This window comes from Streptomyces sp. CRN 30 (assembly GCF_034105845.1).
This window is the reverse complement of sequence record NZ_JAVRHI010000116.1, coordinates 1-20,975: the sequence shown is the minus strand read 5'-3', so window position 1 is coordinate 20,975 and position 20,975 is coordinate 1. Positions and strand designations below refer to the sequence as shown.

Annotated in this window: 15 protein-coding genes; 11 read left to right on the top strand and 4 right to left on the bottom strand. The window is 72.7% G+C overall.

Going from position 1 to position 20,975, the window contains the following annotated elements:
• The first annotated feature begins 1 nt into the window (after nt 1).
• The 10 genes from UW392_RS11160 (at nt 2) to UW392_RS11115 (ending at nt 13,026) form a co-directional block, all read left to right on the top strand.
• Complete coding sequence (locus UW392_RS11160) at nt 2–2,269, top strand: Ig-like domain-containing protein (RefSeq protein ID WP_320774766.1); 2,268 nt, start codon at nt 2–4, stop codon at nt 2,267–2,269.
• 107 nt (nt 2,270–2,376) lie between these two features.
• Nucleotides 2,377–3,339, top strand: a complete 963-nt coding sequence (locus tag UW392_RS11155) for a dihydrodipicolinate synthase family protein (protein WP_320774765.1) — start codon at nt 2,377–2,379, stop codon at nt 3,337–3,339.
• The gene (locus tag UW392_RS11150) at nt 3,329–5,338 is read left to right on the top strand and encodes an ABC transporter substrate-binding protein (RefSeq protein WP_320774764.1); all 2,010 of its coding nucleotides are present in this window, start codon (nt 3,329–3,331) and stop codon (nt 5,336–5,338) included. The genes UW392_RS11155 and UW392_RS11150 overlap by 11 nt, the downstream gene beginning before the upstream one ends.
• A 20-nt stretch (nt 5,339–5,358) precedes the next feature.
• Entirely contained in the window at nt 5,359–6,360 is a 1,002-nt protein-coding gene (locus UW392_RS11145) for an ABC transporter permease (protein WP_320774763.1), read from the top strand.
• Between the two features lie 7 nt (nt 6,361–6,367).
• A complete protein-coding gene (locus UW392_RS11140) occupies nt 6,368–7,510 on the top strand; it encodes an ABC transporter permease (protein WP_320774762.1) in 1,143 nt (380 codons plus the stop codon).
• Nucleotides 7,511–7,519: 9 nt separating this feature from the next.
• Complete coding sequence (locus UW392_RS11135) at nt 7,520–8,515, top strand: ABC transporter ATP-binding protein (protein ID WP_320774761.1); 996 nt, start codon at nt 7,520–7,522, stop codon at nt 8,513–8,515.
• Nucleotides 8,512–9,546 (top strand): oligopeptide/dipeptide ABC transporter ATP-binding protein, encoded by a 1,035-nt coding sequence (locus UW392_RS11130; RefSeq protein WP_320774760.1) that lies wholly within the window; start codon nt 8,512–8,514, stop codon nt 9,544–9,546. The genes UW392_RS11135 and UW392_RS11130 overlap by 4 nt, the downstream gene beginning before the upstream one ends.
• The gene (locus UW392_RS11125) at nt 9,543–10,640 is read left to right on the top strand and encodes a sialidase family protein (RefSeq protein WP_320774759.1); all 1,098 of its coding nucleotides are present in this window, start codon (nt 9,543–9,545) and stop codon (nt 10,638–10,640) included. The genes UW392_RS11130 and UW392_RS11125 overlap by 4 nt, the downstream gene beginning before the upstream one ends.
• On the top strand, nt 10,637–12,058 hold the full coding sequence (locus UW392_RS11120; RefSeq protein ID WP_320774758.1) for a DUF5060 domain-containing protein: 1,422 nt from the start codon (nt 10,637–10,639) through the stop codon (nt 12,056–12,058). The genes UW392_RS11125 and UW392_RS11120 overlap by 4 nt, the downstream gene beginning before the upstream one ends.
• Nucleotides 12,055–13,026, top strand: a complete 972-nt coding sequence (locus UW392_RS11115) for a DUF5605 domain-containing protein (protein ID WP_320774757.1) — start codon at nt 12,055–12,057, stop codon at nt 13,024–13,026. The genes UW392_RS11120 and UW392_RS11115 overlap by 4 nt, the downstream gene beginning before the upstream one ends.
• Nucleotides 13,027–13,028: 2 nt before the next feature.
• Here the strand turns inward: UW392_RS11115 and UW392_RS11110 are convergent, their stop codons facing one another.
• Nucleotides 13,029–14,510, bottom strand: coding sequence for an ABC transporter substrate-binding protein (locus UW392_RS11110; RefSeq protein ID WP_320774756.1), 1,482 nt, complete (start codon nt 14,508–14,510; stop codon nt 13,029–13,031).
• A gap of 121 nt (nt 14,511–14,631) precedes the next feature.
• On the opposite strand from UW392_RS11110, the gene UW392_RS11105 reads away from it, so the two are divergent.
• On the top strand, nt 14,632–16,692 hold the full coding sequence (locus UW392_RS11105; RefSeq protein ID WP_320774755.1) for a hypothetical protein: 2,061 nt from the start codon (nt 14,632–14,634) through the stop codon (nt 16,690–16,692).
• Here UW392_RS11105 and UW392_RS11100 read toward each other — a convergent pair.
• The 3 genes from UW392_RS11100 to UW392_RS11090 all read right to left on the bottom strand — a co-directional run.
• Complete coding sequence (locus UW392_RS11100; RefSeq protein WP_320774754.1) at nt 16,638–18,302, bottom strand: acyltransferase; 1,665 nt, start codon at nt 18,300–18,302, stop codon at nt 16,638–16,640. The two genes, UW392_RS11105 and UW392_RS11100, sit on opposite strands and share 55 nt — an antisense overlap.
• Entirely contained in the window at nt 18,283–19,629 is a 1,347-nt protein-coding gene (locus UW392_RS11095; protein WP_320774753.1) for a glycoside hydrolase family 28 protein, read from the bottom strand. Before UW392_RS11095 ends, UW392_RS11100 begins: the two co-directional genes overlap by 20 nt.
• On the bottom strand, nt 19,629–20,975 hold a 1,347-nt coding region (locus UW392_RS11090), incomplete at its 5' end, for a glycoside hydrolase family 28 protein (protein WP_320774752.1). The genes UW392_RS11090 and UW392_RS11095, both read right to left, overlap by 1 nt.

The window sequence follows — 20,975 nt, the reverse complement described above, 5'->3', positions numbered from 1 at the left end:
CATGGAGCGAGTCAACGGACACACCACCGCCGACGGCAGATCCCTGGGCCGCCGCGCCTTCGTCGTGGGCGCCGGGGCGCTCATCGGCGCCGCCACCCTGCACACGCCGTCCGCGCGGGCCGCCGAGAAGCTGGCCGCGGCGGCCGACGCCGCCGCGGGCGTCCTCGCCTTCCCGGGCGCGGAAGGCGGCGGCCGGTACGCCACCGGGGGACGCGGCGGCGAGGTCTACGAGGTCACCACCCTCGCCGACGCGGGGCCGGGGTCGCTGCGCGAGGCGGTCTCCGGCAGCGACCGCACGATCGTCTTCCGCGTCTCGGGCAACATCGTGCTCGAAGGCGGCCTCGACATCTTCGGCTCGAACCTCACCATCGCCGGGGAATCCGCCCCCGGAGACGGCATCTGCGTCATCGGCAACGAGACCAAGGCCAAGGACGTCGAGAACATCATCCTGCGGCACCTGCGGTTCCGCGGCACGGACACCCTCGGCACCCCCATCGACACCTTCGGCATGGAACGCTGCCGCAACGTCATCATCGACCACTGCTCGTTCAGCTGGGCGGTCGACGAGGTCTGCTCCCCGTACGGCAACGAGAACTTCACGATGCAGTGGTGCATCGTCTCCGAGGGCCTGGCGCTCTCCGCCCACGAGAAGGGCCTGCACGGTTACGGCGGCCTGTGGGGCGGCGACAACGTCACCTACCACCACAACCTCCTCGCCCACCAGGGCGGCCGCAACCCCCGGTTCAGCTTCGTCGAGGACGTCGCCCAGCGCGTCGACCACCGCAACAACGTCATCTACAACCACGGCTACACCTCCTGCTACGGCGGTGAGTGGGCCGACGGCGTCAACATGGTCGCCAACTACTACAAGCCGGGCCCGAACACCCTCGCCGAGGTCGCCCCCGTCATCGTCTCGCCCGACCGCGGCGGCTCCTGGCACGTCGCGGGCAACGTCGTCGAGGGCCATGCGGACGTCACCCGGGACAACCGCCGGGGCATCGTCCTCCCGGTCGGCGGCGCCACCCTCAGCGCGGAGCCCTTCGAGGTCGCCGACCCGATCGAGGAGCAGTCGGCCAAGGACGCGTACAAGGCGGTCGTCGCGGGCGCCGGGGCGACCCTCCCGCGCCGGGACGCCGTCGACGCCCGGGTCCTCGCCGACGTCCGCGCCGGCACCGGACGCATGATCAACTCGCAGAAGGAGGCCGGCGGGGTCGTTCCGTTCGCCGCCGCCGAGGCCCCCGCCGACAGTGACCACGACGGCGTCCCCGACGCCTGGGCCCAGGCCCACGGGCTGACCGGCGGCGGCGCCGACGTCGACCCGGCGACCGGCTACAGCAACCTGGAGCTGTACCTGCACTCCCTGCGCCCGGCCGGTGCCGCCAACCCCACCGTCACCCTGACCGCGCCCGCCGTCGACACCGTCCTCGCCTCCGCGACCGGCACCCAGGACATCACCCTGCGCGCCGACGCCACCGCGCACGATGGCGCGACGATCGACCTGGTGGTGTTCTACGCCGACGACCGGAAGGTCGGAGAGGCGACCGGCGCGCCCTACGAGGCGGTCTGGCAGAGCGCCCCCGAGGGCACCCACCACCTGACCGCTCGCGCCACCGACAGCACCGGCACCGCGACGACGTCCGCCCTGGTCCCCGTCCATGTCGACCGGGTGACGGACGTGGCCCCCTGGACTTCCCAGGACATCGGCAAGGTCCCCCTCCCCGGTGCCGCGGCTCTCAAGGGCGGTGTCTTCACCCTGCGCGGCTCGGGCCGACTGCGCGGCCGCAAGGACTCCTGCCACTTCGTCCACCAGAGGATCGACGCCCCCGGCGACGAGGTGGTGGAGGTCGTCGCCCGCCTCGACTCCCTCAGCGCCGTCTACGAGGGCGTCTGGGCCGGCATCATGATCCGCGAGAACCTCACCGCCGACTCGCCGTTCAACGCCCTCGGCCTGTACGTCGGCGCGGGCGGCCACCGCGGCGCCGTCAAACGCATCCACGCCAGCGGCACCGAGATGAGCGTCGGCACCTATCCCGCCGACGAGGACCAGAAGCTCTCCGACAAGGCGTACTGGCTGCGCGTCACCCTGCGCGGCGACGAGTTCACCTCCGAGATCTCCCCGGACTCCCTGCAGTGGACCCGCATCGGCTACGAGCGGATACCGATGGCCGACCAGGTGTACGCCGGGCTCTTCGTCGACGGCGCCCAGCAGGCCAACGACGTCCACCACTACGTCACGGCACAGTTCAGCCGCGTGAAGATCAATCACTAGCGGGCGCACCGCCCCGCGCTCGAACAGACAGCCGTGCCACAGGGGTTGACGGCCACACCGGCTCTCAACAGACTCATGGCATACCACCGACATGCCGCGAGGTGCTCATGTCCGGACACCAGCTCCACGGGATCATCGCACCGACCGTGTTACCCATGACCGCGACGGGCTCCCTGGCCGAGACCTCGCTGGAATGCCACCTGACCGCACTGATCGACGCCGGGGTGCACGGCCTGTGGATCAACGGCACCACCGGCGAGTTCCACACGCTGGACGACACCGAGCGCGCGCTCGCCGTGAGCGTCGCCGCCAAGACCGCCGACGGCCGCGTCCCGGTCATCGCGCACGTCGGGGACGCGGCGACCGCGCCGACCGTCCGCCACGCGCGGGCCGCGGTCGACGCGGGCGCCGACGAGATCGCCGTCATCGCCCCCTACTTCGCCCCGTACGGACGCGAGGAGCTGCGCGACCACTACCGCGCCGTCGCCGAGGCCGTCGGCTTCCCGGTCATGGCGTACCACATGCCGCAGCTCACCCCGTCCGCGCTCACCGTCGACTGCGTCCTCGACCTCGCCGGCGAGGGCGTGCTGTGCGGGATCAAGGACAGCGCCGGGGACATGACCTGGCTGCGGCGACTGCTGCGCGGCGCCGACCGGCTCGGCGTGGACCTGCCGTGCTTCACCGGCGGGTCCAGCCTCACCGACCTGTCGCTGTACGCGGGCGCGGCCGGAGCCACCTCCTCCCTCGCCAATGTGACCCCCCGGCACCTGGTCGCGCTCTACGACGCGGCCCGCGCCGGTGACTGGCCGCGCGCCCGGCTGCTCCAGGAGCAGCTGGAGGACCTGCTGGAGCTGATGCGCGCGGCCCGGCACGAGCCGACCCTCTCCTCGGTCGTCAGCACCTTCAAATTCGTCCTGGCGGCCCTCGGCCGCATCGATGACACCCGTGCCGCCGGCCCGCTGGCCCCCCTCGACGACCAGGAGCGAAGAGCCCTGGCCGCGACCGTGGTGCCCAGGGTCCGCGAGCTGGAGGCGGCAGCACACGCAAAGGAGCGTGGACATGACTCCTGACCGCAGGCCCTCCCCGCCGCACGCCGGCCTGCTCGACCGGCGCACCCTGCTGCGGGCGGGCGGCGGCCTCCTGGCGGCCGCGTCGCTGTCCGGCTGCGGGTTCTTCGACACCGACCCCGAGGGCGGCGACTCCCGGGGCGGCGGCGCGCGGGGCAAGGAGGCGCCCGCGCTGAAGGAGCGCGCCGACGCGGGCAAGCTGCCGAAGCTCGCCGACCGGCTCCCCGAGAAGCCCCTGACCGTGGAACCGCTGGAGCGGACCGGCGCCCACGGCGGCACCTGGCACTCGGCGATGCTCACCCAGGAGGACATGAACTGGCTCCGCTACAGCCTCGGTTACGAGCCTCTCGTGGCCTGGGCCGCCGACTGGCAGGGCGTGTCCAAGACCGAGATCCTGCCCAACGTCTGCGAGAAGTACGAGGTGCGGGGCGGCGGCAGGGAGTTCCTCTTCACCCTGCGCACCGGCCTGAAGTGGTCCGACGGCAAGCCCGTGACCACCGACGACTTCGCCTTCGCCTTCACCGACTACAACATCGACCCCGAGCTGCACCGCTCCGGTGTCTACGAACTCTGGCTCTCCCGCTCGGGGAAGCCCGCGCGCTTCGAGAAGACCGACGCGCGCACCGTGCGCTACGTCTACGAGGAGCCCAAGCCCGGCTTCCTGGAGGAGATCGCGGGCACCTCCGGCGTCGTCATGGTGCTGCCGTCGCACTACCTCAAGCGGTTCCACCCCAAGTACGGCTCGGACGCGGACGCCCTCGCGAAGAAGGCGGGCCTCGACGCGTGGTCCGACTACATCCCGCTGCGCGCCGACCCCTGGGCCAACCCGGACCTGCCCACCCTCAACCCCTGGGTGGCGCGCAACGAGGTCGGCGAGGGCAGCAGCGTCGTGGCCGAACGCAACCCCTACTACTGGAAGACCGACCCCGACGGCCGCCAGCTGCCCTACATAGACAAGGTCGTCGTCGACGTCGTCCAGGACGTCGAGGTGGAGGTCCTCAAAGTCACCAACGGCGACCTCGACATGCAGCTCGGCAACATCGGCACGATCCGCAACAAGCCCGTCATCGCCCGCAACCGCGACAAGGGCGGCTACCGGATCGTCGAGGTCGAACCCGACCTCGCCAACACGATGATCATCGGCTTCAACCAGACCCACCCCGACGCGAAGAAGCGCAAGCTCTTCGCCAACCGGGACTTCCGCGTCGGGCTGTCGTACGCCATCGACCGCCAGAAGATCATCGACACCATCTACGGCGGTCAGGGCAAGCCCTGGCAGTGCGCCCCGGTCGAGGGCAACGAACTGTACGACGCGGGGCTGGGCGGGCAGTACACCGAGTACAGCCGGGCCCGCGCCGCCGAGTACCTCGACCGGGCCGGCTTCACCCGCCGCGACGGCGACGGCATCCGCCTCACCGAGGACGGTGACCCCGTCTCCTTCAACGTGCTCGTCGTCTCCGACCAGCCCGACCAGGTCGACGCCCTCGACCTGATCCGCGCGGACTGGCAGCGGGCGGGCGTGAAGGCCAACATCCAGCGGCTCGCCGAGACCCTGTACTGGGAGCGCGTCGAGGCCGGCCAGTCGGAGGCCGCCACCTGGCAGGGCGGCAACTTCGACCTGCGCACCGGCGTCGGCGGCAACCACTACTACCTGCCGAACAACCCGCGCGGCTCCTCCCGGTTCGGCGGCGAGTGGGCCAAGTGGTACACCCGGGACGGCAAGGACGGCGAACGCCCCCCGGCCCGCGTCCGCGAACAGCTCGGCCTCTTCGACGAGATGCGCGCCACCTTCGACCCGAAGAAGGCCCTCGGCCTCGCCCGCGAGATCCTCGCCATCACCAAGGAGCAGTTCTACTACATCGGCGTCTCCACCCCGCCCAGCGAGTACGGCATCGTCAAGAACGACGTCCACAACGTGCCGGAGCGGTTCAACGCGGCGGTGATGCACCAGGCCCCGGGGCCCAGCAACCCCGCGACGTACTTCTTCTCCGGCACGGCCTGACGGACGGACGGGAGACCCGCATGCTCTCGTTCCTGCTCCGCCGCCTGCTGTGGATGGCCGTCACCCTGTGGGCGGTCTCCCTGGCGTCGTTCTTCATCATCAGCCTGCCGCCCGGCGACTACGTGTCGACCCTCCAGGCCGAGGCGGAGAGCCGCGGCGAGCTGATGAGCACGGCGCAGCTCACCGCCCTGCGCGAACGGTACGGACTGGACCAGCCCTTCCTCGCCCAGTACGGCAAATGGATCTCCCACATCCTGCTGCACGGCGACTTCGGGCAGGCGTTCGCCTGGAACAGCCGCCCGGTCTCCGACCTTATCTGGGACCGCGTCGGACTCTCCTTCTTCCTGTCCGTCTCCACCCTGCTGCTGGTGTGGGCCGTCGCCTTCCCGATCGGCATCCTCTCCGCCGTGCGCCAGTACTCGCCCGGCGACTACCTGGCCACGTTCTTCGGGTTCTTCGGAATGGCCGTCCCCGAGTTCCTGCTGGCCCTGGTCCTGATGTGGGCCGGCATGCGCTGGTTCGGACAGAGCCCCGGCGGACTGTTCTCACCCGAGTACCAGGACGCCGCCTGGAACCTCGGCAGACTCCTCGACCTGGCCGGACACCTCTGGCTGCCCGTCCTCATCATCGGACTCTCCGGCACCGCCGGACTGATCCGCATCACCCGCGCCAACCTCCTGGACGAGCTGTACAAACCGTATGTCGTGGCGGCGCGCGCCCGGGGCATGCCCGAGTGGAAGCTGCTGGTGAAGTACCCGGTGCGGATGTCACTGAGCCCGTTCTTCTCCACCGTCGGCTGGCTGCTGCCCGGACTCATCAGCGGCGAGACGATCATCTCCATCGTCATGAGCCTGCCCACCACCGGACCGCTGCTGCTGAGCGGCGTCGAGAACCAGGACATGTACCTCGTGGGCAGCTTCGTGCTGATCCTGTCCACCCTCACCGTCATCGGGACCCTGGTCAGCGACCTCGTCCTCGCCTGGTGGGACCCGAGGATCCGGCACCGCTACGAGGGAGGCTGAGCCGACCGTGCCGACCAGGACCAGTAAGCCCCCCGCGCCGACCGCGGGGGAGGAGGACATCGACGCGGCGGCCGGCCGCGGCTCGCCCTGGCGGCTGGTGTGGCGGAAGTTCCGCAAGCACAAGCTGGCCGTCGCGGGCGCCGTCGTCGTGCTCTGCGCCTACCTCGTCGTCGTCTTCGCGGAGTTCCTCGCCCCGGGCTCGCCGAGCGCCGGCGACGCCAAGCACACCTACGCCCCGCCGCAGACGGTCAAGGTGGACCTCAGCCGGGACGACGGACTGCGGCTGTACGTCAACGGCTACCGCACCGTCCGCGACGAGGAGACCTTCGAGCAGATCCACACCGTCGACCCCCGACAGCGCGTCCCGGTGCGGTTCCTCGCCCGCGGCGACTCCTACCGCCTCTGGGGCCTCATCCCCTGGGACCGCCACCTCATCGGCTCCGCCGACCCGGACACCAGGGTGTACCTCCTCGGCACCGACCGCTCCGGACGCGACGTGCTCTCCCGGATCGTGCACGGCTCCCGGGTCTCGCTCTCCATCGGCCTCATCGGGGTCGCCGTCAGCTTCCTGCTCGGTCTGCTCTTCGGCGGCGTCTCCGGCTACTTCGGCGGCACCCCCGACACCCTCATCCAGCGGGTCATCGAGTTCCTGATGGCGATCCCCACCCTGCCGCTGTGGCTGTCGCTGTCCGCCGCCGTCCCCGCCGACTGGGGCCCGATGACGCGGTACTTCGCCATCACCACCATCCTCTCCGTGATCGGCTGGACCGGCCTGGCCCGGGTGGTCCGCGGCCGGTTCCTGTCCCTGCGCGAGGAGGACTTCGTGACCGCCGCCCGGCTCGACGGCTGCGGGCGCGGCCGGATCATCTTCCGGCACATGGTCCCGTCGATGTCGAGCCACGTCATCGCCTCGCTCACCATGGCCGTCCCGGCCATGATCCTCGGCGAGACCGCGATGAGCTTCCTCGGCCTCGGCCTGCAGTCACCCGCGGTCAGCTGGGGCGTCCTGCTCCAGGAGGCCCAGAACGTCCGCACGGTGGAGACCGCGCCGTGGCTGCTCCTGCCCGGCGTCGCGGTCTTCGTCACCGTGCTCGCCATGAACTTCGTCGGCGACGGGCTGCGGGACTCCGCCGACCCGTACAAACAGTAGGGAGCGCGGATGGAGACCGTACTGGAGGTCGAGGGGCTGCACACCCGCTTCGAACTCGACGAGGGCGTCGTGCACGCCGTCAGCGGCGTCGACCTCACCATCGGCCGCGGTGAGGTCCTCGCCGTCGTCGGCGAGTCCGGCTGCGGCAAGAGCGTCATGGCCCGCTCCGTCCTGCGCCTGGTCGACCGGCCCGGCCGCATCACCGGCGGACACGTCCGGGTCCGCACCGACGACGGCATGGCCGACATGGTCACCGCCGACCCCCGCACCGTACGGGCGGTGCGCGGCTCCCGCATCGCCATGGTCTTCCAGGAACCCATGGCGGCGATGAGCCCCATGCACACCCTCGGCAACCAGATCGGCGAGGCGATCCGGCTGCACGAACCCGTCACCAAGGCCGAGGCCCGCGCCCGCGTCATCGACCTCCTCGGCCGCGTCGGCATCCCCGCCCCGAAGCGGCGCGTCGACGAGTACCCCTTCCAGATGAGCGGCGGCATGCTGCAACGCGCCATGATCGCCATGGCCCTCTCCTGCGGCCCGCACCTGCTCATCGCCGACGAACCCACCACCGCCCTGGACGTCACCACCCAGGCCCAGATCCTCGACCTGCTGCGCTCCCTCCAGCAGGAGACCGGCATGGCCGTCATGCTCATCACCCACGACCTCGGCGTCGCCGCCCAGATGGCCGACCGCGTCGCCGTCATGTACCTCGGGACGGTCGTGGAGGACGGCCCCGTGGAGGACGTCTTCCGCGCCCCCCGCCACCCCTACACCAAGGCGCTGCTGCGCTCCGTGCCCAAGCTGGGCTCCGGATCGCGGGAGCGCCTCAGACCCGTGCGCGGCATGGTGCCGCACGCCTACCGGCGGCCCGCGGGCTGCCCCTTCCACCCGCGCTGCGACGAGTTCATGGCCGGCCGCTGCGACGTGCGAGCGCCGGCCCCGGTCACCGGACCCGGCCGCCCAGGCGCCGTGAGCTGCCTGCTGTACGAGGAGACCACCCGATGAGCGCACCGCCCCAGGCCCGCCCCCCGCTGCTGGAGACCCGCGGGCTGACCAAGCACTTCCCCATCCGCCGCGGCCTCCTAGGCCGCACCGTCGGCCAGGTCCGCGCCGTCGACGGCGTCGACCTCACCGTCCCCGCCGGCCGCACCCTGGCCCTGGTCGGCGAGTCCGGCTGCGGCAAGAGCACCCTCGGCCGCTGTCTGATGCGGGTCTTCCCGCCCACCTCCGGGGAGATCTCCTACCGCCGCACCGACGGCACCCCGGTCGACCTCGCCGCCCTCGACGAACGCGCCCTCAAGCCCTACCGCAGTGAGATCCGGCTCGTCTTCCAGGACCCCTTCGCCTCCCTCAACCCCCGCATGACGCTGCTCCAGATCGTCGGCGAGCCGCTCCGCGTCAACCTGGGCCTCACCCGCGCCGAGACCGAGGAACGCGTCGCGGACCTGCTCCGCCGGGTCGGCCTGCGCCCCGAGTACCTGCGCCGCTATCCCAACGCCTTCAGCGGCGGCCAGCGCCAGCGCGTCGGCATCGCCCGCGCCCTCGCCCTCGCGCCCCGTCTCGTCGTCGCCGACGAGGCCGTCAGCGCCCTCGACGTGTCGGTCCGCGCCCAGATCCTCAACCTGCTCAAGGACCTCCAGGACGAGTCCGACCTGACGTACCTGTTCATCTCGCACGACCTGGGCGTGGTGGAGTACATGGCCGACGAGATCGCGGTCATGTACGTCGGCAGGGTCGTCGAGACCGGTGCCACCGCCGCACTCTACGGACAGCCCCTGCACCCGTACACCGAGGCGCTGCTGTCCGCCGTGCCCGACCCCGACCCGGGGGCGCGGCGCCGGGAGCGGGTGGTGCTGCGCGGCGAGGTCGCCGACGCCTCCGCGGTGCCGCCCGGCTGCCCCTTCCACCCGCGCTGCTTCCACGCGAAGGACCGCTGCCGCACCGAGGTCCCGGCGCTGCGGGAGATCGCCCCGGGCCGGACCGCGGCCTGCCACTTCGCCGGAGAGCTGGAGCTGAGGGGAGTGGAGGCGGCATGACCGGGGAGAAGACACCCGCACGCGATCCGAGGTTCGACGGCGTGCCGCGCCCCCGCGACGGCGACCCGGCCGTCCGCGAGGCGCTGCTGCCCACCCGGCACCCGGGGGACAGCCACGCCGCGACCCTCCTGGAGGTCGACGACGGCGACCTGCTGTGCGCCTGGTTCAACGGCCCCGACGAGGGCGACAGGGACACCGGCGTGGTGCTGTCCCGGCTGCCCGCCGCCACCGGCCGCTGGACGGAGCCCGTCGTCCTCTCCGCCGACCCCGACCGGTCCGAGCAGAACCCCGTCCTCGCCCGCCGCCCCGACGGCACGGTGTGGCTCTGGCACCCCTCCAACGAGCCCCACGACCAGACCACCGCCCGCCTCGTCGCCCGCACCTCCGCGGACGGCGGCCGCACCTGGAGCCCCCCGCGCGTCGCCCACGAGGGTCCCGGTGTCTACGTGCGCAACCCGCCCCTCGACCCGGGCGACGGCACCTGGCTGCTGCCCGCCTACCGCTGCCGACCCGGCGCCGAGCACAGCACCGTCCTCATCAGCGAGGACGGCGGCACCGGCTGGAAGGAGTACGACCTGCCGGGCACCGACCACCTCGTCCAGCTCACCGCCGTCCGCCGCGGCGACGGCTCGCTCCTCGGTCTGCTGCGCAGCCGCGCCGCCGACCGCGTGCACGCCGTCACCTCCACCGACGCGGGCCGCACCTGGACCCGGCCGGTCCCCACCGAACTGCCCAACAACAACTCGGCGGTCCAGGTGACCCGGCTCGCGAGCGGCGCCCTGGCACTGGTCTACAACCACGCCAGCCTGGAGCGCGGCGAGTACCGCTGGGTGGGGAAGGGCGCCGGGCGCCGCAAGAAGGCGCTGCGCACCCCGCTCACCCTGGCCCTCTCCGACGACGACGGACGCACCTGGCCCTGGCGCCGCGACGTGCAGCGCGCCGACGACGAGTACCGGGAGACCGAGTACGGTTACTCCTACCCCTGCGTCCTCCAGACCCGCGACGGCCTGCTGCACATCGCCTACTCCTACCTCCGCAAGACCATCAAGCACGTCGTGGTGAGCGAGGAGTGGATCAGGCGGGAACGCCCGTGACCGCCGCCGAGCGGGTGGAGCGCTGGGACACCTTCGAGCTGACCCTCCGCGGACCGGCCGGCGGCAACCCCTGGCGGGACGTCGGCTTCGGCGCCGAGTTCCGCCACCGGCACCGCGTGGTGCGCGCCGACGGCTTCCACGACGGCGACGGCGTCCACCGGGTGCGGTTCATGCCCGACCGGGAGGGGCCGTGGACGTACACGACCCGCTCCACGGCACCCGGACTGGACGGTGTCGAGGGCGGGTTCACGTGCACACCCGCCGGTCCCGGCAACCACGGCCCCGTCCGCGTCGCGGGCCCGCGCGCCTTCCGGTACGCCGACGGCACCCCGTACCTGCCGTTCGGCACCACCTGCTACCACTGGACCCACGACGAGGACGAGAAGCTGGAGGAGCGCACCCTGCGTTCGCTCGCCGGCTCGCCCTTCAACAAGGTCCGCATGTGCCTGCTGCCGACCCGCGCGATGGACCCGCCCCGGCTGCCCTTCCCGGGGACCGAGCCGGGACCGCCCCGTCCGGGCGCCCTCGACACGTCCCGCTTCGACCCGCTCTTCTTCGCCCGCTTCGAACGACGCGTCCGCGACCTGCGCGACCTCGGCATCGAGGCGGACATCATCCTCTTCCACCCCTACGACCGCGGGCACTGGGGCGTGGACGACATGACCCGCGAGGAGGACCTGTTCCTCGTCCGGCACGTCGTCGCCCGCCTCGCCGCCCACCGCAACGTGTGGTGGGCGGTCGCCAACGAGTACGACTTCAACACCGCCAAGACGACCGAGGACTGGAACCGCATCGGCCGGTACGTCCAGCGCGCCGACCCCTACCAGCACCCGCGCTCCATCCATAACGGCACCCGCATGTACGAGTACGAGAGCGTTTGGGACGCCCGCACCCCCTGGACCACCCACCAGTCCGTGCAGCACTGGGACACCCGCCTGGCACCCCGGTGGCTCGACACGGTCCCCAAGCCGCTGGTCTTCGACGAGATCGGCTACGAGGGCGTCCTGGGCCGCCGCTGGGGCAACCTCACCGGCCGGGCGCTGCTGCGGCAGTTCTGGCACGGCATGACCGCCGGCGCCTTCGTCGGCCACGGCGAGTGCTACCCCGAACAGGACCCGGACGGCGCCGCCTGGATCTCCCGGGGCGGCCGGCTGCACGGCGAGGCCACGCCCCGCATCGCCTTCCTGCGCCGCCTGTGGGAAGAGTCCGCCGGCGACCGCTTCGTGTACTTCGGCGACCACCGCCACCGCCACCGCGACGTCCCCCTCCCGGCGGACGGCGGCCCCTGGGCACTCGACCTGGTCGACACCTGGGAGATGACGGTGACCGAACTGCCCGGCGGACCGCACCGGGGCACCGTACGCGTCCCCCTGGACCACCGTCCCGACCTGGCCCTGCGCATCCGGAAGGCGACATGACCCCCACCTCCCCGCGCCCGGACCGCGGACCCGTCCGCGTCCACGGGACCCGCTTCCGGCACGCCGACGGCACCCCCTTCCACCCGTTCACGACCAGCGTCCCGCAGGCCGACGAGGCCACCCTGCGCGCCCTTGCCGACGCCCCCTTCACCAAGGTGCGGCTCACCGCCACCGGTCTCCCGCTCGACCGCCTCGACCACCAGGTCGGCGCGCTCGCGGCGCTCGGCGTCCAGGCGGAGGTCGTCCTCGACGGCCGCGACCTCGCCGCGACCGTCACCCGCCTGGCCGCCCGGCCCAACGTGTGGTGGTGCGCGCCGCCCGACCCGGAGGCGCAGACCGACATCCAGGAGTACGACCACGGACACCACCCGCTCACCGTGCACGGGCCGCCGGACACCGACTTCGGCGCGCCCTGGATCACCCACGCCTCCGTCCGGCACCCGGGGACGCGGGCCGTCTCGGCCCTCGTCACGGAGCTGTGCAAGCCCGTGCTGGTCGACGACTGCGGCGCCGAGGGCGACGACCCGGCCGACCCGGAGCGGGCGCTGCCCGGCACCGAACTGGTCTCCCGGATCTGGGAGGCGGTCTGCCGGGGCGGCTACGCGGCCCACGCCGAGCACTGGGGGGAACGGCCCTGGAGCGCGGGCGGTGGCGTCCTGGGCGGCACCGCGGCCGACCGCGTCGCCTTCCTGCGCGACGTTCTCGACACGGCCCCGCCCGGCCTCGCGCACGCCCCCGAGACCTACGACGCCTCGACGCTGGAGGCGCCGGGGGAGTACCTCCTGCAGTACCTCGGACCCCACCGCTACCCCCGGCGCCCTTTCGCCCTGCCCGAGGGCACCTGGAGTGTGGAGGTCCTCGACACCTGGAACACGACCGTCGACGCGCGGCCCGACGTGTCGGGCGGGGACGTCACGGTCGAACTGCCCGCGGAGCCGTACCTCGCGGTACGGCTCCGCAAGCGGTGACGTCACCAGTCGAAGCCCAGCTCCACCTGGCTCTTGATGTACTTCGGGATGTCGACGGTCTCGGTGATCGTCAGCGCGGACGACACCTTGAGCCCGTCCTTCAGCACATGCTGCCGGAAGACCATGTACAGCGGCAGGTCCCAGTACTCGGTGTTCTCGTAGCCCGAGACGACGGCGTTGTCCCCCCAGAAGATCCCCGAGGTGTCGATGCCGGCCAGCTCCGGGACCGCCGACCCGAAGGCCGCCTCGACGGCCCGCGAGCGCAGCGCCGGCTTCATGCCGTGCCGCGCCAGCTCCACCTGGCCCTCCTGCGACACCAGCCACTTGAGGACCTGGAGGGCCTGCGCCTTCTTCGTCGACTGCGGGGGCAGGAAGGCGGCCATGGTGTTCGGCTGGTAGGTGCCCGACTCGCCCTGGCCGAGCACCGGCACCGAGGTGACGCCGATCTCCACCTTCTTCGCCAGCTCCCGCCACTGAGCCGCGTCGTCCTGCTGGAGGTAGAGAGGGCTCAGGGCGTAGGCGTTGAGCTTCCAGAGGCTGTCCACCGCCATCGCCACACTGCCGGTCAGCAGGTAGTCGTCGACGCTGGTGAAGATGTTGTGCGGGTGGAGCAGGAAGCGCTCCATGTTGGCGCCGAGCCGCTGCCAGCCCGCCGAGGTGATGTCGACCCTCACGTCCTCGGGCGCCGGGCTCTCGCTCGCTCCCGGCACGAACGGGTACAGCCCCAGCTGGTTGAACTCCAGATACAGGTCCGGATGCTGGAGGTAACCCTTGTACGCGACCAGGTTCTTCTCGAACGTCAGCTTCTTCGCCAGCCGGAACGCCTCGTCGTAGGTGACGCCGTTGCGCGGCGGCCGCAGCCCCTTCATGTCGAAGATCTTCTTGTTGTGGAGCAGGACGAAGTCGTCCACGAACAGCGGCACTCCGTAGAGCCCGCCGTCCGAACGGGCTCTGACCTGCGCGACGGCGGCCGGGTTCAGCGCGCCCAGGTCGATCCCGGCGGAGCGGACGTCGTCGGTGAGGTCGCGGGTCCAGCCGCGCGGCTCCAGGTCGCGGTCGATGCGCCGGCGCGGGTCCTCGATGACGATGTCGGGGACGACACCGGCCTTGTCGAGGTCCTCGTAGCGGATCGGCCGGTCCCAGGCCGCCGCCTTGATCTTGAGGCCGGGGAAGGCCGCGCGCAGCGCGTCCCCGATGACCGCGTCGAAGAACCCGGGGTTCTCGAACGGCTTGTAGTTGGCCATGAAGACGAACAGCTCGTCGTCGCAGACCTCGAACGGCTCGTCGTACTTGTTGGGGATCGGCGTGCACACGGCCCCGGCGCGCCCGGCGGCCGTCCGCGCGGTGACCGTCGGGCGTGCGTGGGCGGGAGCGGCGGCGGCGCCGGCCGTACCGGCCAGCGCCGCGGCTCCCACGGCGGCCGAGGCGGCGACGAACTTCCGGCGGCTCGGCGGCTGTGTGCCGTCCTGCGGATGTGCGGTCATTCGAGGGCCTCTCCTTATGGGGAAACGCGCAAGGTACGCCACTGGTATGCCAGGCGAATGCCACAATGGTTCCGCTGCCACCGCACGGGGTCAACACCCGTTACAGAGATGGGAGTTGCGAATGTTCCGCATCGACAGCGGAGACCGGTTCGTGGAGTACACCGAGAGCGGCCACGGAGCACCGCGGCTCGTCCTCGGCCACACCGCCCGCGACGGCTCCACCCGCCTGGGTGTCGCCCTGGACGACCTCTTCGTCGCGTCCACCGGACGGCCCTGGCGGCCGCTCCGGCCGGGCGTCCGCTCCTGCGTGCCCGCGTGCGCGGGAGACGGCCTCGAACTGCGCTGCGTCCTGGCCGGACCAGCGAGGCTCCAGGTGCTGCTGCGCCTCGCCTTCACCGACGGCCTCCTGCACGCCCGCACCACCTGGCGCACCACCGGCGACACCCCCTGCGCCGACGCCGTGCTGGGACTCGCCCTCCCCGTCCCGGCCCGGAGCCCCGAGGCGGTCACCCTGCCCCAGGTCCTCTACCGGGGCAACCCGTCCGCCGACCCGGCGCGCACCGTGCCCCGGCTCACCGCGGGCGGCCGGGGCGGCGGACTCGTCGTAGAGGAGCACCGGCTGCCCGTCCCCGCCGCCCACGCCGAGTGGGGCACCGGCCGCACCACCCGGTACGCCACCCTCTACGCCGCCGACCCCGGCGAGGGCTCCCTCGGCGCCGTCACCGGCCACACGGGCGTGACCCTGCTCGCCCTGAGCGGCGCCCTGCTCTTCGACAACCGCCCCGACACCGTCTACGTCCACAAGGGACGCACCGCCCCCTACGGCGGCGGCTACCTCGACCTGCCGCCGGGCGCCGGGCACCACGCCCACCACGTCCTGGACTGGGGCCGCCCCGCCCGCCCCGGCCACGGCTTCCGGGCCCTGGTCCACCGCGGCCTCGCCCTGTACCGGCCGCGCGGCGCCATGCCCCTGCCCCTGGACGACCTGGTGCGGCTGAAGACCGCCGCACTCGACCGGCGCTGGTACGACGGCGACGGCGCCGCCGGCTACCTCAAGTTCACCGGCCCCGGCCACACCCCCGGCTTCATGTACGGCTGGACCGGGCAGTGTCTGAAGCTGGCCTGGTGCGACGCGCGGATCGGTGTCGAACAGGGTGAGCCCTGGCGCGTCGAGCGCTGCCGCCGGGCCGTCAACTTCTGGCTGGCCGGCAGCCCCGCCGCCCACGCCCCCGGCCTGCGCCTGAGCTTCTACGACACCGGCCTGGGGACCTGGACGGGGTTCGGGCGGGACGACGGCGCTTTCGTGTCGGCCCGCGCCTTCGGCGACACCCTGTGCGACCTCGCCGACATCGTCGCCCTCTTCCAGGAACACGGCCACGCCGTCCCCTACGGCTGGGTCCGGGCCCTGCTGGAGGGCGTCCGCGCGGCCTGCGACGCGGGCCCGCCCCCGTTCGGCTGGGCCCTGGACGGCACACCCCTGCCCGGAGAACCCGGAACGGCCGGACTGCCCTGCGTACTGGCGCTGCTGAAGGCGTTCCGGGTCACCGGGGAGCGCGCCCTGCTCCTGGCCGCCGAGACCCTCGTGGAGGAGTACCGCCGGCGCCACGCCCTCGACTTCGCGACGCCCTTCGCCCGCGCCACCCTCGACGCGGCCTGCGAGGACAAGGAGGGCGGCATCGCCTACTTCCTGTGCGTGTACGAACTCCTGCTGCTCACCGGCCAGAGACGCTGGGAGAGGCGGGCGGGAGAGGCCGCCGACTGGCTGCTCACCTGGGTCTACCAGTGGGACGTGCCCTTCCCCGGCGGGTTCGCCACCACCGGCTGGCCCGGCGTGAGCGTCCAGAACCACCACGTCGACGTGTTCTTCCCGGCGTACGAACTCGCCCGCCTCGGCGACCTGGTGGACCGGCCGGTCTACCGGGAACTGGGCGAGCTGGTCCTGAACGCCTTCGGCCAGGGCATCTGCACCCGGCCGGGGGAGTGGGGCTTCACCGACCCCGGTGAGCAGGCCGAGGGGTTCTTCCCCACCAACTGGCAGGAACGCGGCACCGCCAACACCTGGAACCCGTCCTGGGTGACGTCCCAGGTGCTGTCCCAGGCGCTGCGGATGCGGGCCGGCCGGTCCGGTCAGCGGACGCCGGTGCGGGCCGGCTCCGGCCGGTGCACGCCCCGGGGACGGTAGCCGAGCGCCTCGCCGGCCCCGAGGTGGTCGGCGAGGAGCCACGTCACCGCCAGCCACATCTCCGTGCCCTGCAGGCCCGCGGTCCGGTCCGGCCGGCCGCCCGCCTCCAGCGCGAAGGAGAACCCCCGCCCGTCCTGCCACCGCGTGAGGACCCGCTCCAGCTGCCGCCGCGCCCAGTCCCGGCCCTCACCGACCCGGTGACCGGTGGTACGGGCGCACAGCCACAGCGGATGGATCACGTCGAGGACGTCGCAGGCGGTGCCCCGGTCCGGACCGAACCACCGCGGGTCGAGGCTGTGCGCGAGCACCGTGTCCACGGTCCGCTCCGGATACGGCACCCCCAGACCGAACTGCGCGAACGACCCCCGTACGGTGCGGTAGAAGCCGTTCACCGGCTGCCGCCACCCCTCCGCCGCGTCCGGGGCGCCCCACATGCCGTGCACGGGGTCGGCCCGGGTGAGCAGCCAGCCGAACAGCGCCTCGACCCCCGGGGACGAGGACGGCGACGCGTGGTGCAGCGCGGTCGCCACCCCGTCCACCCAGTGTCCGCTGCGCCACGCCGCCGTCCGCCACGGCAGCGCGTCCAGACGGGCCACCAGCCCCTCGGCGGGCAGCTCGGTGACGGCCCGCACCGGGTGGGCGAAGCCGGAGCCGAGCAGGCCGAGGGCGTAACCCACGCTGAGGATGTGGTACAGCGCGGAGTCGTCGTCCAGGGACGGCGCGGGCCCGCCGTACTCCGGCACCAGACCGGTCACGGGATCCTGGAGCGCCCGCAGCCGCTCCACCAGCTCCCCGGCCCGCACGCCGGGCGGCGGTCCGTCGAGGAGCAGCGCCGCGATCTCCACCGCGTCGCACACCGCGCGCACGGTGGGCGCGGCGCCGGGCCGGTCGGTCCAGGTGTCCCCCGTACGGCAGCGGTCGAGGACGTCGGCCGCCTGCTCGCGGGCGCGGCGCGCGAACCGCTCCAGGCGGGTGTCGAGGTCGCCGGAGCCCTTCCCGGTGCCGGGGGAGGCCGCCCCGTCGCGCCGGTCCCGCAGCCTCCGCGCCGGGCTGCCCGCCGCCACCGACCAGGCCGGGAGGTCCTTGGTGACGACCGCGCCCGCGCCGACGACACAGTGGTCGCCGATGCTCACCCCGTCCACGACCACCACGTGCGAGCCGATCCACACGTCGTCGCCGATGACGATGCCCTTGGAGGTGAGCGGCTGCCGGTGGACCGGCTCGTCCGGGGCGAAGCCGTGGTTGAAGCCGAGCAGCGAGGTGTGCGCGCCCACCCGCACACCGTCGCCCATCGTCACCTTGCCGCGCGCCGTGGTGAACGGGTTGAGCGTGCAGTCGCGGCCCATGCTCACCTCGTCGGTGACCACGGCGTGGGCGCCGATGTACGAGCGGTCGCCCATCAGCAGCGTCCCGGCGTGCACGCCCGCCCACGGCGACACGAAGACCCGCTCGCCGAAGGAGACGGCACCGCCGCCCGCCCGGATCAGTTCCCCGAGCCGCTCCTGGTGGGCGAGCTGACCGGCGCGCTGCTCCTCGTCGGCCCCGCTCCAGAACTCCCACGGACAGTGGTCGTACCGTCCGGGCCGCGTCTCATCGTCCGTCCGCCCCACCGGTCACCCTCTCCCGTACGTAGCCGTCCACGTACTCTACGAGATCCGTCTCCGCCAGCTCCGTGAAGTGGCAGTCGGTCAGCCGCAGTTCACGGATCGGGGCGTGCGGGTAGCCACGGGCCAGCACGGCCCGCCGGGCCCGGCCGACGGTGGCCCGGCTGACACTGACGTCGCGCACCCGCGGCGGGAAGTCACCGGTGTCGCCCTCACCGCGCCGGAAGTCGCAGGTGATGAACTCCTTGGTGAGGTGGGTGACGGTCAGGTCGGCGAGGTGGACGTTCTCGGCGAAGCCGCCGCGCACCGAGTTGGTCTTGATGTACAGACCGAAGTAGAGGCCGGGCCCGCCGATCCGGCAGCGCCGCACGTACACGTTGCGGATACCGCCGGTCATGTCGCTGCCGAGGGTGATGGCGCCGTACCGGTGGCGCAGCACGCAGTCCTCGATGACGATGTTCTCGCTCGGCACCCCGACGCGGCGCCCGTCCGCCTCCCGGCCCGACTTGACGGCGATGCAGTCGTCCCCGGCGGTGATGTCGCAGCGCCGGATCACCACGTCGCGGCAGGACTCGGGGTCGATGCCGTCGTTGTTGGGGCCGATGCTGTCGATGGTGACGTCCTGGATCAGGACGTTGCGGCAGAGCACCGGGTGGATCTCCCACATCGGGGAGCGGACGATCGTCACGCCCTCGACGAGGACGCCCCGGCACCGCTGGAACTCCACGAAGTTCGGGCGGAAGCGCCGGCCGTCGGCGTGGACGCGCCGCTCCACCGGGTCCCCGTCCTCCGCCTGCCGCCACAGCCGCGGCCAGTCCTCCTCCTGGTGCCGGATCCCCGGCCGCCAGCCGAACTCGGCCTGCCCCGACCACGGCCACCAGTGCTCCTCGTCCGCCTGCCCGTCCAGCACACCCCGTCCGGTGACCGCGATGTCCCGCTCGTCGCGGGCGTACACGAACGGCGTGTAGCCGTAGCACTCGACGCCCTGGAACCGGGTGAGGACCGGCGGCAGGTACCGCGCCGGGTCCCGGTCGAAGCGCAGGGTGGCACCTTCCGCCAGATGCAGTTCGACGTGGCTGAGCAGCCGTACCGGCCCGGTGAGCCACACCCCCGGCGGTACGGTGACCCGGCCGCCGCCCGCGGTGTGGCAGGCGACGATCGCGCGGCGCAGGGCCAGGGTGCAGTCGGTGCGGGCGTCGCCGCGCGCCCCGAACCGGGTGACGGGGACCTCCCGGGCGGGGAAGCGGGGCGGCACCACCCGGGCGACGACGGCGTCCGCCTCGCGCCAGGGGTCCGGCACCGCGTCCGGCACGGGGCTGTCCGTGGCGTGCATCAGGCGGTGACCTCCGTGCCGTTGACCGTGACCCGGCGCAGCACCAGGCCCTCGACGTTGCGCTGCTCGCCGGCGCCGGTCATGCCGTCGAAGGAGCAGTCGGCGAAGAGCACGTCCCGGACCGGGTTGGCGTCGTTGCCGATCAGGGTCCAGGCGCGCGGGCCCGAGCGGGTGGTGAGCCGGTGCACCTCGATGCCGCGCACATCGGGGTAGAAGTCGCCGCTCTCCACGCGTTCGTAGTTCAGCGCGATCTCCACCACGGCCTCCCCGACCTCGCCGACCGTGATGTCGTGGCAGAGCACGTCCCGCACGTAACCCCCGCGCAGCGGGCTGGACTTGACGCGGATCGCCCGGTCCAGGTCCGGGCTGTCCATCCGGCAGTCCCGGGCGACGATGTCCGACACCCCGCCCGAGGTCTCGCTGCCGATGGTGACGCCGCCGTGCCCGTCGCGCATCTCGCACCGCTCGACCAGGGCGTGCTCCATGGGCACGCCGACGCGCCGCCCGTCCGCGTTCTTCCCCGCCTTGAACGCCACGCAGTCGTCCCCGGTGTCGAACACGCAGTCCTGGATCAGCACCCAGGAGCACGACTCGGGGTCGACGCCGTCGTTGTTCGGGCCGTCCGGGCTGTCGACGGTGACGCCCCGCACGGTGACGTTCTCGCACAGCACCGGGTGGATGTTCCACATCGGGGAGTCGCGCACGGTGACGCCCTCGACCAGCACGTCACGGCAGCGGTAGAACTGGAGCAGGCTGGGCCGCAGGTGGTGTCCGGCGCCGAAGACCCGCTCGGCCACCGGCACACCCGCCTCGCCCCACGCCAGGAGCTGCTGGATGTCCGGGGTCTGCGGCGCGGGTCCGCCGTCGACGCCCTTCGTCCAGTCCCACCAGTGCGTCGCGTCGGCGCGTCCGTCCAGGGTGCCGCGCCCGGTGACACCCACCGTGCGGCAGCCGTGGGCGTACACGAACGGCGAGTAGTTGAAGCACTCGGTGCCCTCGTAGCGGGTGTACACCGCCGGCAGGTAGGCGGCCGGGTCCTGCCGGAACCGCAGCGTCGCGCCCTCCTCCAGGTGCAGGTCGATCCGGTCGCGCAGATGGACCGCCCCCGTCAGCCAGTCACCCGGCGGCACCACCACGTGCCCGCCGCCGGCCCGCGCGCACGCCGCGACGGCCGCGCGGATCGCGTCCGTGCAGTCGTGCGTGCCGTCACCGACCGCGCCGTGCTCGGTGATCGGGACGCGTCTGCGGGGGAAGCGGGGGGCGCGGACACGGGCGAGGATCCGGTCGGCCCGCCGCCGGGCGGCGACGGCACCGGTCCCACCGGGCGCCGTCCCCGCGGCCCCCGC

Bases quoted from the DNA above. Each gene is read 5' to 3' on its own strand.
- UW392_RS11160 (WP_320774766.1), top strand. From the start codon at position 2: ATGGAGCGAGTCAACGGACACACCACCGCCGACGGCAGATCCCTGGGC.
- UW392_RS11155 (WP_320774765.1), top strand. From the start codon at position 2,377: ATGTCCGGACACCAGCTCCACGGGATCATCGCACCGACCGTGTTACCC.
- UW392_RS11150 (WP_320774764.1), top strand. From the start codon at position 3,329: ATGACTCCTGACCGCAGGCCCTCCCCGCCGCACGCCGGCCTGCTCGAC.
- UW392_RS11145 (WP_320774763.1), top strand. From the start codon at position 5,359: ATGCTCTCGTTCCTGCTCCGCCGCCTGCTGTGGATGGCCGTCACCCTG.
- UW392_RS11135 (WP_320774761.1), top strand. From the start codon at position 7,520: ATGGAGACCGTACTGGAGGTCGAGGGGCTGCACACCCGCTTCGAACTC.
- UW392_RS11130 (WP_320774760.1), top strand. From the start codon at position 8,512: ATGAGCGCACCGCCCCAGGCCCGCCCCCCGCTGCTGGAGACCCGCGGG.
- UW392_RS11125 (WP_320774759.1), top strand. From the start codon at position 9,543: ATGACCGGGGAGAAGACACCCGCACGCGATCCGAGGTTCGACGGCGTG.
- UW392_RS11115 (WP_320774757.1), top strand. From the start codon at position 12,055: ATGACCCCCACCTCCCCGCGCCCGGACCGCGGACCCGTCCGCGTCCAC.
- UW392_RS11110 (WP_320774756.1), bottom strand. From the start codon at position 14,510: ATGACCGCACATCCGCAGGACGGCACACAGCCGCCGAGCCGCCGGAAG.
- UW392_RS11105 (WP_320774755.1), top strand. From the start codon at position 14,632: ATGTTCCGCATCGACAGCGGAGACCGGTTCGTGGAGTACACCGAGAGC.
- UW392_RS11095 (WP_320774753.1), bottom strand. From the start codon at position 19,629: ATGCACGCCACGGACAGCCCCGTGCCGGACGCGGTGCCGGACCCCTGG.